Origin of the sequence: Pseudoalteromonas piscicida (genome assembly GCF_002208135.1) — a bacterium.
Lineage (GTDB): Bacteria > Pseudomonadota > Gammaproteobacteria > Enterobacterales > Alteromonadaceae > Pseudoalteromonas > Pseudoalteromonas piscicida_A.
In genome coordinates, this window is record NZ_CP021646.1 from 494,655 (window position 1) to 509,769 (window position 15,115).

11 protein-coding genes are annotated in these 15,115 nt (G+C 44.6%); 7 read left to right on the plus strand and 4 right to left on the minus strand.

All coding sequences use genetic code 11. The features are described from left to right. Positions 1–73 precede the first annotated feature (73 nt). Positions 74–1,495, minus strand: a complete 1,422-nt coding sequence (gene mltF, locus B1L02_RS02400) for a membrane-bound lytic murein transglycosylase MltF (RefSeq protein WP_157757270.1) — start codon at positions 1,493–1,495, stop codon at positions 74–76. A gap of 209 nt (positions 1,496–1,704) precedes the next feature. Here mltF and purL point away from each other — a divergent pair, with 209 nt between their 5' ends. The 4 genes from purL (at position 1,705) to B1L02_RS02420 (ending at position 8,764) form a co-directional block, all read left to right on the plus strand. Next, on the plus strand, positions 1,705–5,589 hold the full coding sequence (gene purL, locus B1L02_RS02405) for a phosphoribosylformylglycinamidine synthase (protein WP_088529770.1): 3,885 nt from the start codon (positions 1,705–1,707) through the stop codon (positions 5,587–5,589). Between the two features lie 109 nt (positions 5,590–5,698). Beyond that, on the plus strand, positions 5,699–8,251 hold the full coding sequence (locus B1L02_RS02410) for an intermembrane phospholipid transport protein YdbH family protein (RefSeq protein ID WP_088529771.1): 2,553 nt from the start codon (positions 5,699–5,701) through the stop codon (positions 8,249–8,251). Positions 8,252–8,254: 3 nt separating this feature from the next. Next, positions 8,255–8,434, plus strand: coding sequence for a YnbE family lipoprotein (locus B1L02_RS02415; RefSeq protein ID WP_088529772.1), 180 nt, complete (start codon positions 8,255–8,257; stop codon positions 8,432–8,434). 9 nt (positions 8,435–8,443) lie between these two features. Beyond that, positions 8,444–8,764, plus strand: coding sequence for a YdbL family protein (locus B1L02_RS02420; protein ID WP_088529773.1), 321 nt, complete (start codon positions 8,444–8,446; stop codon positions 8,762–8,764). Between the two features lie 66 nt (positions 8,765–8,830). Here the strand turns inward: B1L02_RS02420 and B1L02_RS02425 are convergent, their stop codons facing one another. Together B1L02_RS02425 and waaA are read right to left on the minus strand one after the other, a co-directional pair. Next, positions 8,831–9,373, minus strand: coding sequence for a DUF1415 domain-containing protein (locus B1L02_RS02425; protein ID WP_088529774.1), 543 nt, complete (start codon positions 9,371–9,373; stop codon positions 8,831–8,833). 3 nt (positions 9,374–9,376) lie between these two features. After that, the gene (gene waaA / locus B1L02_RS02430; protein WP_088529775.1) at positions 9,377–10,645 is read right to left on the minus strand and encodes a lipid IV(A) 3-deoxy-D-manno-octulosonic acid transferase; all 1,269 of its coding nucleotides are present in this window, start codon (positions 10,643–10,645) and stop codon (positions 9,377–9,379) included. Positions 10,646–10,790: 145 nt separating this feature from the next. Between waaA and B1L02_RS02435 the strand changes: the two genes are divergently transcribed. From B1L02_RS02435 to hldE, 3 genes are read left to right on the plus strand one after another with little or no spacing between them, the layout of a single operon-like run. After that, on the plus strand, positions 10,791–12,236 hold the full coding sequence (locus B1L02_RS02435) for a capsule assembly Wzi family protein (RefSeq protein WP_088529776.1): 1,446 nt from the start codon (positions 10,791–10,793) through the stop codon (positions 12,234–12,236). A 40-nt stretch (positions 12,237–12,276) separates the two neighbouring features. After that, complete coding sequence (locus tag B1L02_RS02440) at positions 12,277–12,873, plus strand: SIS domain-containing protein (RefSeq protein ID WP_039491395.1); 597 nt, start codon at positions 12,277–12,279, stop codon at positions 12,871–12,873. Next, complete coding sequence (gene hldE, locus B1L02_RS02445) at positions 12,870–14,318, plus strand: bifunctional D-glycero-beta-D-manno-heptose-7-phosphate kinase/D-glycero-beta-D-manno-heptose 1-phosphate adenylyltransferase HldE (protein ID WP_088529777.1); 1,449 nt, start codon at positions 12,870–12,872, stop codon at positions 14,316–14,318. The genes B1L02_RS02440 and hldE overlap by 4 nt, the downstream gene beginning before the upstream one ends. Here hldE and B1L02_RS02450 read toward each other — a convergent pair. Further along, complete coding sequence (locus B1L02_RS02450; protein WP_088529778.1) at positions 14,315–15,028, minus strand: 3-deoxy-D-manno-octulosonic acid kinase; 714 nt, start codon at positions 15,026–15,028, stop codon at positions 14,315–14,317. The two genes, hldE and B1L02_RS02450, sit on opposite strands and share 4 nt — an antisense overlap. Positions 15,029–15,115: the final 87 nt, after the last annotated feature.

The window sequence follows — 15,115 nt, forward strand, 5'->3', positions numbered from 1 at the left end:
ATAAATACGCTATGCCTATGACAGATCTATGACCATTTGAAGCATTTATCAAGCCAGTTTAGTAAATATTAAATTACTGTTGCTTCTCGACTTCACTGGCTTTGCCAGGATTATCAACCGGAGTCGTTTGCGAAGAGGCTTTACTGCTATCTGGTAGGAGTGCACCGTTGTCTTCCAACCACACGAGTGCATCATAATAGCGGCGAATATTATCTACATACGTTACCGCGACATCACCACGAGCATATCCATATCTTGTATTTCGATAGTAGCGCTTTTTAGTCAGTAGTGGTAGTCGTTTTTTAACGTCTGCCCAGTTATTCGGATCGCCTCCTTGATCAGCAGTAATGTTACGTGCATCTCGTACATGTCCCCAGCCCACATTGTAAGAAGCAAGGGCGAGCCAGGTACTATCGGGCTGCTGTATTTCTTCAGGCATACGGTCAAATAAAATACGTAGGTATTTGGCGCCACCTTCAATATTTTGTTGTGCATTAAGACGGTTTGTCACGCCAACTTTTTTAGCCGTAGGTTGTGTCAACATCATGATTCCACGAACCCCTGTGGGAGACTTAGCTCTGGGGTCCCACATCGATTCTTGATAGCTTACTGCAGCAAGCAGACGCCAATCGATATTGTGCTGTTTCGAGTAACTTTTAAACCACTTGAGATAGGCTGGCAAGGTACTATGAACGGCTTCGACAAAGGCTAAAGTATTTACATAATTAAACTCTTCGATATGACCGAAATACTTCTCTTCGAGCGTGGCCAAAAAGTTGTTTTGTTGTACTCGAGCGAAAAATGCAGGCAGCAACGCATATAACGAATCGTCCTTTTCGTTACGCATCATCCATGCTACATGTTCATCTCTAGTAACAGAAAACGCAATGCTGACGGTTGGGTGGTAGCGTCTAAATAGGGCCAGAGAATGAGAGTCTGTGATGGTGTAGTCAATCTCTCCGTCAATGATGGCCTGAAGCAGCTCTTCCTCACCTTTATCTGAGACAACTTCCCAACTCAAATGAGGATGGCTTGTTTTCGCCTCTTCAAGCGCGATAACATGATTGCTGTGTGCAAGTACGGTAATTGGCGCTTTAATATCATCAAAGTCTCTGGGCCACTCTCTCCCTTGTTTGTACACGAGCTTTTGACTGATCATTCTATATGTTGGGCCAAAACGATATTGCGCTGTTCTTGATGGATGAAAGCTCACCGCGGAGGCAACGATATCTAAGTCTCCGGCATCTAGCCTTGCAAATAACTCATCTAAGTTAAAATAAGGAACGATGTGTAATTCAACACCGAGCTCATTGGCAAATTCACTCGCCAACTCATACTCGAACCCTTGTTCTCCAGTGGGGCCTTGGTAGTAGTTCCCCGGTCCCGCGAGCGTGCCAACACGTAATACCTTATTTTGTTTTATATGTTGCAATTGATTAAGAGGGCTTTGTCGCACCCAACTAAACAGATGACAACAAAGCACATAAAGACGTATTTAAACATGACCTAGGCTCTCTTTTGCGCTCGAAATCTCAACTTACCGCAGCAAAATCATAATTGCAAAAGCCGAATTAACTTAAGGTAATGATAGATTTGCATGATATTTTCTAGTTTTGACAAATTAGTGTTAATTCCGCGCGCTATTTCCACTATAATGAGCGCCCAAAGATATCGTTCAATCCTTAACCCCGGATGAAAATACCTATGTTAATCCTACGTGGTGCACCTGCACTTTCAGATTTCAAAGTCCAAAAGATCCTTAAAACCTGCGCTGCAGCTCAATTACCAGTTACCAATGTTTATGCCGAGTTCATGCATTTTGCTGATTTAACGGCTGAGCTTTCAGAGACTGAGTTAACTAAGCTAAATAGCCTGTTAAAGTATGGACCGACTATTACGGAGCACACGCCAGAGGGCAAACTGATCTTGGTAACACCAAGGATCGGAACCATCTCTCCTTGGGCTTCTAAAGCGACAGATATTGCAAACAACTGTGGTCTTACGCAAGTACACCGTGTTGAGCGTGGTATTGCTTATTATGTTGAGGGTGAACTAACACAAGCTCAGTTCGAAGAAGTAGCACAGTTACTTCACGACCGCATGACCGAGTCTGTTCACGCAGAGCTTGATGATGCAGCTAAATTATTCCGCACGGAAACGCCTCGCCCAATGTCTTCAGTGGATATTCTTGGCGGTGGCCGTGAAGCATTAGCGGTTGCGAACGTTGAGCAGGGCTTTGCACTTGCTGATGACGAAATCGACTACCTAGTAGAAAGCTTCGAAAAGCTTGGTCGTAACCCTAATGACATCGAACTGTTCATGTTTGCTCAAGCAAACTCTGAGCACTGTCGTCACAAAATTTTCAACGCTGATTGGACTATCGATGGTGTAGAGCAGCCTAAGTCGCTGTTTAAAATGATTAAGAACACCTACGAAACCAATAGCGACAATGTATTGTCGGCTTATAAGGATAACGCGGCAGTAATGACTGGCTCTAAAGCGGGTCGTTTCTTCCCAAATACTGACGGCGAATACGCTTACCACGAGGAAGATATCCACATTCTGATGAAAGTGGAAACGCACAACCACCCAACGGCGATTGCCCCGTTTTCTGGCGCATCCACAGGCTCTGGTGGTGAGATCCGTGATGAAGGTGCAACTGGTCGTGGTTCCAAGCCAAAAGCAGGTCTGGTTGGCTTCACGGTTTCTAACCTGCGTATTCCAGGCTTTGAACAGCCTTGGGAAACCAACTTTGGTAAACCAGGACGTATTGTTAATGCATTAGACATCATGCTGGATGGCCCACTAGGTGGCGCTGCATTTAACAACGAGTTTGGTCGTCCAAACCTATTGGGTTACTTCCGTACTTACGAAGAAAAAGTAGAAAGCCACAATGGCGCTGAAGTACGTGGTTACCACAAGCCAATCATGATTGCAGGTGGTTTAGGGAACATCCGTGAAGATCACGTGCAAAAAGGCTCAATCCCTGTGGGAGCTAAGCTAGTCGCACTTGGTGGTCCTGCTATGAACATCGGTCTTGGTGGTGGTGCAGCTTCTTCAATGGCATCTGGCCAATCAAATGAAGATTTAGACTTTGCTTCAGTTCAGCGTGAAAACCCTGAAATGGAGCGTCGTTGTCAGGAAGTTATCGACAAATGTTGGCAGCTTGGTGATGACAATCCAATCGCGTTTATTCACGATGTGGGCGCGGGCGGTTTATCAAATGCATTTCCAGAGCTTGTCGACGATGGCGGCCGTGGTGGTAAATTCCAGTTGCGTAACATCCCGAACGATGAGCCAGGCATGGCACCACACGAAATCTGGTGTAACGAGTCGCAAGAGCGTTATGTATTGGCAGTTGCAGCTGAAGACTTCGCTCGCTTTGAAGCGATTTGTAAGCGTGAGCGCGCACAATATGCGGTGATTGGTGAAGCGACAGAAGAACGTCATCTAACAGTAGCTGATAGTCATTTTGATAATAATCCTGTGGATCTGCCATTAGACGTATTACTTGGCAAGCCACCTAAAATGCATCGTGACGTTGAGTCAAAGCGTGTAGTGGGTACTGCATTAGATACTGCGGCTATTGAACTTGAAGATGCGGCTAAGCGTTTACTTCGTCTACCAACGATTGCTGAGAAAACATTCCTTATCACGATTGGTGACAGAACCGTAACGGGTCTGGTTGCTCGTGACCAAATGGTTGGCCCATGGCAGGTACCAGTATCTAACTGTGCGGTAACAGCAGCAACTTACGATACTTACCACGGTGAAGCGATGTCGATGGGTGAGCGCACCCCTGCGGCATTACTTAACTATGGAGCATCTGCTCGTCTAGCGGTGGCAGAAGCGTTAACCAATATCGCTGGTGCTAACATCGGTAGCCTAAACAACATTAAGCTTTCTGCAAACTGGATGGCGGCAGCAGGTCACCCAGGTGAAGATGCAGGTCTTTACGAAGCGGTTAAAGCGGTTGGTGAAGAACTATGTCCTGCATTAGGTTTAACAATTCCAGTTGGTAAAGACTCGATGTCGATGAAGACTCAGTGGGATGAGAATGGCGAAGAAAAATCAGTGACTGCGCCATTATCACTTATCATCACTGCATTTGGTCGTGTTGAAGATATTCGCAAAACAGTAACGCCTGAGCTTCGTACTGATAAGGGCGAAACCAGTCTGTTCCTACTTGATTTAGGTGCGGGCCAAAACCGCCTTGGCGCGTCAAGCTTAGCGCAAGTGTACAAGCAACTTGGCGACAAGACGCCTGATGTTGACAGCCCTGAGCTGTTAAAAGGTTTCTACAATGCCGTACAAGCATTAGTTGAGTCTGGCAAGCTTATCGCTTACCACGACCGCTCTGACGGTGGTCTATTCACCACAGCTGCGGAAATGGCGTTCGCAGGCCGCACCGGTGTGAGCATTGAATTAGATGCGCTGCACGGTACTGACTTAGAAGTGCTATTCAATGAAGAGCTTGGCGCAGTATTGCAAGTTCGCAATGACGATATCGCCGAGGTTGAAGCGATATTTGCCGAGCACGGTGTTGCTGATATTGCGCATCGCATCGGTACGCTAAACGGTGAAGACAAGGTTATCTTTACTCGTGGCGGTCAGGCGGTACTTGAAAATACTCGCACTGAGCTTCGTACTATCTGGGCTGAGACAACTTATCAAATGCAAGCACTACGTGATAATCCAGATTGCGCGAAGCAAGAGTTTGACGCTAAGTTCGATGACAAAGATCCGGGTCTTAATGTGAAACTAAGCTTTGATCTTAACGAAGATATCGCTGCACCTTACATTGCAAAAGGGGTGAAGCCTCAAGTTGCCATCTTGCGTGAGCAAGGCGTTAACTCGCATATCGAAATGGCAGCAGCATTTAACCGTGCTGGCTTTGCAGCTATCGACGTACACATGAGTGACATCCTTGAAGGCCGCTTAACACTAGAGCAATTCAAAGGCCTAGTGGCGTGTGGTGGCTTCTCATACGGTGACGTTTTAGGTGCTGGTGAAGGATGGGCTAAATCAATCCTATTCCATGACTCTGCACGCGAGCAATTCCAAGGCTTCTTCCAACGCCAAGATACCTTCAGTTTAGGTGTGTGTAATGGCTGCCAGATGCTTTCTACATTGAAAGAGCTGATCCCTGGCACGGAAAACTGGCCACGCTTTGTTACCAACAAGTCAGAGCGTTTTGAAGCGCGCTTCAGCTTAGTTGAAGTACAGCAAAGCCCGTCAATCTTCTTTGATGGTATGGCAGGCTCTCGTATGCCAATCGCGGTATCACATGGTGAAGGCCATGCCGAGTTTGCAAGCGAAGCGGCGGTACAAACTGCACTGAATTCAGGTTCAGTTGCTGTGAAGTTTGTTGATAACTACGGTAATCCAACCACTCAGTACCCTGCTAACCCGAATGGCTCTCCTGCTGGTATTACGGGCATGACGTCAACAGACGGACGTGCAACTGTGATGATGCCGCACCCTGAACGTGTATTCAGAGCAGTAGCAAACTCTTGGCACCCAGATGAGTGGCAAGAAGATAGCCCTTGGATGCGTATGTTCCGCAATGCGCGTAAGCTAGTAGGCTAACGCGATATATTTGAAAAAGGTCACTTCGGTGACCTTTTTTATTCATGGCTTGATAATTATCTATCGGATACACTGAAAGGAAAATACCAATCATATTTTAGGGATACGAATGAAAAAATGGCTTTGGAGCTTAGTGTTGATACTCATTGTGTTAGTGGGTGTTTACCTTGCCAGAGTTCCTTTTTCGCTCTGGGCCATTAAACATTTTATACCTGTTAATGAACTTCAGGTCAGTTGTCTTGACTGGCGCTTGTCGGGCTTCAATCGTATCCATATTACAAAAGCATGTGTGCGAACAGATGCGTTCAATGCCCTGCTTTATGATGCGCAACTAAGCATGCAACAAGTCAATATTGAAAAAGCGGACATGCAACTTCTTCAGCCCAAAAAGTCAGATGTAACTCAACCACAGCGCCTTGCATTGCCACTCGACATCACCAGACCCAATGTGCGTATTGCCAAACTATCCATATCTGGCGAACCATTACCAAAGCCATTAGTTGTGTCGATTTCGGAGTCCGAGCTGAATCAATTTGTAATAGCAGGTGACATCGCTGCCGAAGTTACGTTGCAGCCAGAGCGTATTGCTGCAAAAGTTGAGCTTGGTGGCGAGTACATTGGCGCTTTGTTACCCCCTCAGATCCAAGCCCTTTCAGGAACTAGCCAACTTGAATTCGATGGTCTGGCTATGGACGCAGAGCTGGAACTTGAGACTCTAGTGGCGCTCGAACAGGCTGAGTGTAAAGGTAGCGCTGCCTATATAGGCACTTTGTCAGGGCGCTATGATTTAGCCACGCAGCAAGGGAAGGTAGCACTTGCCGAGCCGATTTCAGCGAAATCAACGCTTGATTGTCTTACTTTTAAATATAGCAAACTGTTACCGACCACTTGGCAGGTCCGTTTACCGAGTGAAATTACCATTTCTACCGATTCAATCGCGACAGATTTACTTGAAGTGACAGGTCAAGATAAATTGTTACAGCTTGAAGTTAACGAGTTGGCAGTCGACTTAACTGAGCCTTTCGTCAATGGTGGTATTCGCCTTGAACTTTCTAACGAAAAGTGGGGGGCGCATACACTGGCTGGAGCGCTTAGTGCGCGGCCAGATTTTGTCAATATAAGCGGGGAAATCACAAGTGATCTTAACAAGCTTACACTGTCAGGTGTTATTGCTGAGAATCTCGAGCTCAATAGCCGCTTCAAAATATTGGGTGATCCAACCGAGCTAATTACATTTGAGGCTCAGCCGACCATTTTCTCAACCCAGTTGTCGACATCAGGTTTAGTGATTGATAACCCATCTCTGACGCTTGATTTACATGCGCAGCTAGATGTGCCAAAGCTCAAAAGTGGACATCTACTACACAGAGTCTTACCTGAAGGAATGAGTTTTGCGATAACGCTTGATTCAAAACTGCAAAACCTGAGTGTTGAGAATGTAACAGCAAAACAGGGTGCGTTGAGCGGGCGAGTTGTGCTTGAGCCTACACACGATTTTGACATCAACCTCACCTTAACCAGTGCACAGATACAACAGCAGAATTACAAACTGAATGAATTAGCGCAGACACTCCACTGGCAAGGCTCAGTCGCAACAGGTGAAATCTTTTCAACCTTAACTGGTAATACTAAGGCCGGAGAAGTTAACTTAGCTGATCTCAGTTTGAAAAACGTAAACATTGAAAGCAAAGGGCAGCAAAGCCGTGGTTTGATGGCGTCACACGTGATTAATATTGATGGTGTAAAGGCGTTGCTTGAGCATCAATATTCAAGCTTAAAACATCCAGTACAATTATACGTACCCACGCAGCAACTCACTCAACTTCAGCCATATATTGACGCGCTTTTACCAAACTTTAAAATTACCCATGGTAACTTCTATGCAGTACTCGAAGGGGATTTATCCACGCGTATATTTACCCTAGATGGGGGCGTTCAAGAAGGCTCTGCGTTATTTAATGAACGGCTTGTTCAAAATGCAGCGGTTGATGTCTCCGGTTTATTAAGTTCAGCTAATATTCAACTCAAGCCAACCACACTGAGTGTTGAAGAGTTGAGGGCCGGTGTTATCGTTCAAGCAATAACTGCCCAACTACTCAGCGAAGCTGGTGTGGCAAAACTGAAAGACATTAATGCACAGGTTTTTGCCGGTAACGTGAGTATTGATGAAGTTAGTTTGGTACCAAGGCCGCAGGTTGTTCAGGTGTCGCTAGATAAATTGAGTTTAGATCGTATCGCTGCCTCTGGTCATGATGCCGGCGTTGAGCTGAGAGGGCTCATCTCAGGGAAATTGCCAGTGCAACTCTCTTCATCGGGTGTGCGAATTGACTCAGGCAAGATACACAGTGTTGGTGAAGGGCTGTTAAAGGTTGAAAACAATGCGTCAATTACTGCCCTAAAAGAGCAGCAACCTAGCTTACAAACGGTGATTGGTGTGCTTGACGAATTGACCATTGAGCAATTGAGTAGTGGCGTAAATTTAAGTGAAGACGGCTGGTTGGACTTAGATGTTAAAATTACAGGAATTAACAAACTCCAACAACAACCAGTAAACTTTAACTATACACACTCAGAAAATGTGTTTACCTTATTACGAGCCTTACGCTTAAGCGACGAGATTACGCGCGAAGTGGAAAATGCGTTAAATAAAGAGGAGCGTTAGTGAATGAAATGGATGCTAGTGATATCAGCTCTGTTCGTGTTGAGTGCTTGTACCCACAAGGTGCAGGTAGAAACTAAAGAGCCCATTACGATCAACTTAAATGTAAAAGTAGATCACGAGATCCGCGTGAAAGTGGATAAAGAACTCGACAATTTATTCAGCGAAGACAGCGAGCTATTCTAAGGAGGATTTATGAAGCTTAAAGCAATCTCTACCCTAATTATTGGGCTCAGTATGAGTTTCGCCGCATTCGCAATTTCCATTGATGATGCTAAATCACAGGGTTTAGTCGGCGAAACCACATCGGGCTATCTTGGTGTTGTTAAAAATGGTCAAGGTGTACAGCAGCTAGTTAATGAAGTGAATGAAAAGCGCAAAGAGAAATACCAGCAATTAGCGAAAAAGAACGGCATTACCCTTGAACAAGTGGAAGCCTTAGCTGCTAAAAAAGCGTATAACAAAACGCAATCAGGTCATTTTATTCAAGTCAATGGCAGCTGGGTGAAAAAGTAGCACTCCAAAACCTGACAAGTAAAGGCTGGCTAAACCAGCCTTTTGACTATTTAACCGAAGCTTAGGTTATTCAACCTTATGGCATTGCTGCAGCAAATGCTGCCAAAACGCCTCTCCTTTACGTCTTGCGAGACGGATATTATTTTCTGGGATCTGTTCAGGATCATCATACTCTTCTAATGCTTGAGCCATACTTTCTTCACGGATCAGATGGAGTGTCGGATAGGGCGCGCGGTTAGTGTAGTTTGCTGCATCATGCTCATCACTATCAGCGAAAACATAATCGGGATGAAAGTTGGCAATTTGATAAGTACCTTCAAACCCTTGCGCTACCAATAAAGCATTTGCAAGGTCGACGAGATCCAAAAAGTCGTCAAAATTGCTAAAACCCTTATCAAATATAACTAATGTTGTTTCTCGCTCTGGGGTGTGGTTTAGCTCAGAGCACTGCTCTAACATATCCATCACAGCATCGTCGTGGCTTATCGCCGGAGACACGAAATAATGAATGCTGTTACTTTCAACTTCTTTTCGAGCAAACGGGCAAAAGTTGTATTTCACAATGACTTGGCTAACCCAGTTTTGCATTGTAGAGGTGACTGTATTCATGAATTACTCCAAGCTCTTATTGATTAGTTTCATGGTTTTAGCAATAGCTCCGGCATTTTCAAGTAACACCGATTTAGCGTTAGTACCGATTTGTGCTCGAAGTGATTTATCTTCAAATAGCCTAACAATTTGCGCAGCGAGCTCGCCCGTATTATCGACGATGATGGCACCTTGTTGCGTTAGTAGCTGAGGATATATATGCGCAAAATTGTAGGTATGTGGGCCGGTTAAAATTGGCACTCCATGAGATGCCGCCTCTAGTGGGTTATGACCGCCGCGCTCAATCAAGCTACCACCGATATAAGCGATGTCGGCACTGCCAAATAACCACTTTAATTCGCCTAGAGTATCAGCTAGCAACACGTGTGCTTCAGTGTCTATGTTGTTACTACTTTTTCTGGTAAAAGCGACCTTTTGTTCGTCGAGGTAGTCAGCTACCGCTTGAAACTGTTCAGGGTGGCGAGGCGCGATAATGAGTAGCGCATTACTTACCTGCTTTAATACTCGCTGATGTGCAGCAATGATTTGCTCATGCTCCTTAGGATGGGTAGACCCTGCAAGCCAAATTAGCCGCTCGGGGTAACCTATTCGGAATTGTCTTGCCTTTGCAATTTCTTCTTCAGTGACTGAAATATCAAACTTGATTGAGCCGGTAATGTGAAGCTTAGATTGAACAAGCCCAAGTTTGATGAAACGCTCGCCGTCTTCTTCATTATGGGCTGCAAGCAGATCTATATTGCTTATCAAGCCTTTCGTTAACCAAGCATGCTTTTGATAGCCTTGGTATGACTTTTCAGAGAGCCTAGCATTGACTACCAAGGTTTTACATTGGTTTTGTTTGGCGTAATGAAAAAGATTAGGCCACAGCTCGGTTTCCATCACAATAAGGAGTTTGGGCTTCAAGGTAGTGAAGAATTTTCTGACCGCAAAAGCAAAATCTATGGGTAAATAACAGACATGTACTTGAACATTGTTATGAAAAGCCTTTGTTATCTCTTCTCTACCTGTCGGGGTATTACAAGTGACAATGATTGGAGCTGCAGCTTGTTCTTTAAGTACTGATTTTATGAGGGGGGTGGCTGCAAGCACTTCCCCAACAGAGGCGCAATGGATCACAACAGCATCTGACGGAAGCTTGTTTAGGCCAAAGCCGAAGCGCTCTGTAAAGTGAGTTCGGTAGTCAGGGTTTTTCCTGCCTCGAATAAAATACAGATAACTCAATAAAATAGGTGCTAATACTAGCAACAATAAGGAATATAGTCGGCGCGCCATAGGAGTCGCTTAAGCTCAAAAATCAGTATTTTACCTTGTTCCAAGGCGAAATTGAATGAACAACACAATTTTACACAGTTCAACAGATGCCTATGAGCTTTTGGTTTGATAGTATTTAGCGCATTAAAAGTAATGGAATAACAAAATGAATTTAGCTCGAGTACTGGCTTGCTGTAGTTTATTAGCTTCGAATTTCGCTTTTGCGAGCCCCACGGCTTATTTACCCATTGGGCAAGATCCGCTGTTGGAATATCAAATTGATAAAATGTTTGCGTTGACCGTTGGTACACCTATGGCTAAGCCTTACCGTATCAGTGAAATCAAGATGCATTTGATGAAACTTAGGCATATTGATGCAACGTTACAGCAGAGTATTAGTCAAGGGATAGCGCCTTATCTGCAGAATGATGCGGTGACACAAAGATCGATAACATTACGCGTAGATAATGGTGAAGAAAAGCAAATCGCCAACGACAGAGGAAATTACAGCAGTGAATATGCTGAGTTAGGACTCGGTGGTGTTTGGCGTGGAAGCGACTCGAGTATTCTACAAATAGGTGCTGAGTATCGAGTGGATGCAAATAAGCTTGTTCCTTACAACACTTTTTATGGCATGTCCTACGGTAATTTGCAGCTTAATTTAGGTTACAAGGAACATTGGTTTTCACCATTTAAGCATTCGGCTCAAGTATACTCTAATAACGCGAGACCTTCATTATCAGCTTCTTTGGGTTTAATTGTGCCTATTAGAAATTGGTGGAACTTCGATTTTGAGCTGTTTTATTCTGAACTTGAGAAAGTCCATGACGGAATTCGCTTTCAAGGCACGCTTCACGATGGAACACCTAAAATAGCGGGTAGTCACTTTAGTATAGAGCCATTAGCAGGATGGAAAATCGGTCTAAACAGAGTCATGCAATTCGGAGGCGGACCAAGAGAAGTAGATTTTAAGGACTTTATTAAGGCATATTTTGACCCTGTTGGAAACGATAATAAGATAGGTGACTTGACTCAAGATGATGAATTGGGCGATCAATGGGCAACTATCACGACCAGCTTTACCACAAATTACGGCACTCAAGCACAATGGTATTTAGAATACGGTGGTGAGGATAGCAATAACCATAAAAACTATTTGTTTGGTAATACGGTTGTCAATGTTGGTGTTTTTCTCCCTCAATTGACCTCAACGACCTCATTACGCTATGAGTTTACTGATATGGAAAGCTTATGGTATGTAAACGAAATTTACGATACTTATGGAAATACAATCGACGGATTTGGCGTTGGGCATTTTGCTGCAAACCATCGCCAGTTCGATGATGGTGCACCGACGCAAATTCATGTGTTAGAAGGTACTTACCAATCAGATTATCGTTCATTATGGAGAGCTCAGCTTTCAGTTATCGATAATGAAAGTAATTATTTGAATGAACTTGGTGAGCTTGGTGCTGAGTACGAACGTGGTTACGAGTTTGAACTGGCACATATTGGTGAAGCCTATAGCAAGCAAATCGAAACGAAATTAACCTTGGGTAAAGATGTCTTCGGTGAGAATTACACTTGGTTATCAGTCCATGTATACTGGTAGGTATCACGCGGGACAAGCATAGAATAGTTTAGGAACAAATATGTCATTGAATGAACAAGTAGCACAAAGCTACTTCGCAAGCTTACAGCGCCATGTTGATGTTTTTGAAACAATGGCAAACTATCACCAAGAATGTGTTGAACTACTTGAAGCATGCCAAAGCACATTAGCAGCCGGTGGTAAGGTCATTTGGTTTGGTAATGGTGGCAGCGCGGCAGATGCGCAGCACCTGGCTGCAGAATTTGTGGTGCGTTACAAATTAGAGCGAGGCCCTTTGGCTTCGATTGCACTAACGACCGACACCTCAATTTTGACAGCACACAGCAATGACTATCACTTTGACTCCGTATTTGAACGTCAGGTTCAGGCACTTTGTAAACCGGAAGATATGGTGATTGGTTTAACCACATCAGGCACGAGCCCTAATATCAATTTGGCACTTCAAGCCGCAAATGAAATTGGCGCGTTTACCGTTGCACTGACTGGAAGAACGGGTGGCAAAGTGAAGGACATTGCTAAATTACCGATTATTATCGCAAACGACGAGACAGCACGTATTCAAGAAGCGCATATGTTTATTGGTCACTGGCTATGCGAAGCGGTCGATATGCTCGTTGCGGCGGAGCAAAAGGCATGAAGTTAGCAGCGCTTCAACAGCTGAATCAAGCCAAGGTATTGGTGGTTGGTGATGTGATGTTGGATAGATACTGGCATGGAGATACCGGGCGTATTTCTCCTGAGGCTCCAGTACCTGTGGTTAAAGTCAGCGCATTGGAAGACAAAGCTGGTGGTGCGGCGAACGTTGCCAAAAACATCGCTCACCTAGATGGTAAAGTGGGTTTGCTTGGGCTTATCGGCGAAGATGACAATGGCAAAACGCTAGAGGCTATCCTTACCAAAGAAAACATTGAATCTAGCTTAGTTAACGTCGTTGAGCTGCCGACTATCGCAAAAATGCGTGTGATCAGCCGTCATCAGCAAGTAGTCCGACTCGATGTAGAAGAGCCCTTTCAGTTATCTCATAGTCAACTACTGCTTGAGCGTCTAAAGCAAGAAGTTGATAAGTATGACTTTGTGTTGTTTAGCGACTACAACAAAGGCGCTTTGTGCGCCATTTCAGAAATGATTGCGGTGGCTAAAGCTGCTGGTAAAACGGTACTTATTGACCCTAAAAATAGTGACTTGAGCCTCTATCAAGGCGCTGATTTTATCACGCCGAACCTAAACGAATTTAAACTCGCTGGTGGAGATGCAAGTAGCGAGGAAGCACTCACCTCTAGTGCGCGCGAACTGCTGAAAATGTCAGGGATCGGCGCGATGTTGCTGACGCGCTCCGAGCAAGGCATGTCTTTGATCACCGATACCGAAAAGTTTGATTTCCCAGCTCAAGTACAGGAAGTAAGTGATGTTACGGGAGCTGGTGATACCGTGATCGCCACACTGACGACTATGTTAGGTGCGGGAATGTCTGCTAAAGACGCAGTGGAAGTTGCAAATATTGCCGCAGGCATTGCCGTGAGTAAGTTAGGTGCTGCAACGGTGTCACCGGAAGAGTTGAGTCGCAAACTGGGTCAATATCTTAGAGAAACGGGCGAACACTACCAAACGCCGTTTGAAGAAGTGCTTAAGCACATTACTTTTGCCAAGCAAAACGGCGAAACCATTGTATTTACCAATGGCTGCTTTGATATTCTTCATGCTGGCCATGTGCGTTATTTAGCGCAAGCTAAAGCGATGGGCGACAGACTCGTCGTTGGGTTAAATAATGATGAATCAATCTCGCGTCTCAAAGGGCCTGAACGTCCAATCAATCCATTGAAAGAGCGGGCCATGGTGTTATCTGCACTCGCTTCTGTGGATTGGGTTATTCCGTTTGGCAGTGTTGAAGAAAATGATACACCAGCTAAGTTGATAGAAATGGTCAGCCCTGACATTTTGGTCAAAGGTGGTGACTATAAAGTAGAAGAGATCGCAGGTGCAGAGCATGTGCTTAATCAAGGTGGAAAAGTTGAGGTGTTAGCATTTTTGGATGGCTGCTCGACTTCCAATGTGATTAAAAAGGCACAGCTACAAAAAAGTTAACGTGCGCTGCGGTAGGCTTGCATTAATACTTGCCACTGATTTTCATCAAAATAAAAGGTCGGCCATTTGCCGGCCTCTTTTTTAAATGAACGTTGCAAACGCTCCATGTTTGCGTGCTGCCAACTTGGATTTGGCTGCATGATTTTGCCCTTATCAAAATCAATCAGAAATACTCTGCCGTCGGCATCAAACAAAATATTGTTGATGTTCAAATCATCATGATAGGCACCGGCTTGATGAAACTGAGCAATGGTGTGGCCGATACTTTCCAGTTCATTTGTACTAAGCGCTCTTGCTTGCAAAATTTCGCAAACACTGGTGGCGTCAGACACGGCTTCGGTCAATATATCTGCACGATAGATACCAAAATGAAGTGATATTCTTGCGCCGAGCGGTGTCGGGACCGGTAAACCTAGCTGTTGTAGTTGCTCTAGCAAAGCAAACTCTTGATATACGCGAGTATTTTCTAGTTTGGTGAAAATATACTGATCACTCAACAGCTTGCCGATTAAGCCACCTCGATAATAGTGCTTAAGTACCGCAATGCTCTGATTAAATCGCACGAACCACGCCGTTGCTCGGCCTTCTTTCGAGCCGACAATCGCATTATTTTTCTGCCAATATTCAGGGTCAAACATTTCTTCTGAAACATCATAATCTAGGGTTGAAGGCGTTAGTAAATAGCTATGCGGCTGTTTGGTGATTTGCACAATATAGGATTCTTAAGAGTCAATTGTGACATTCTAACGATTTTTCATTCTTAGTGAAACTTGCAAACTTGTTTGATTAATTTAAGA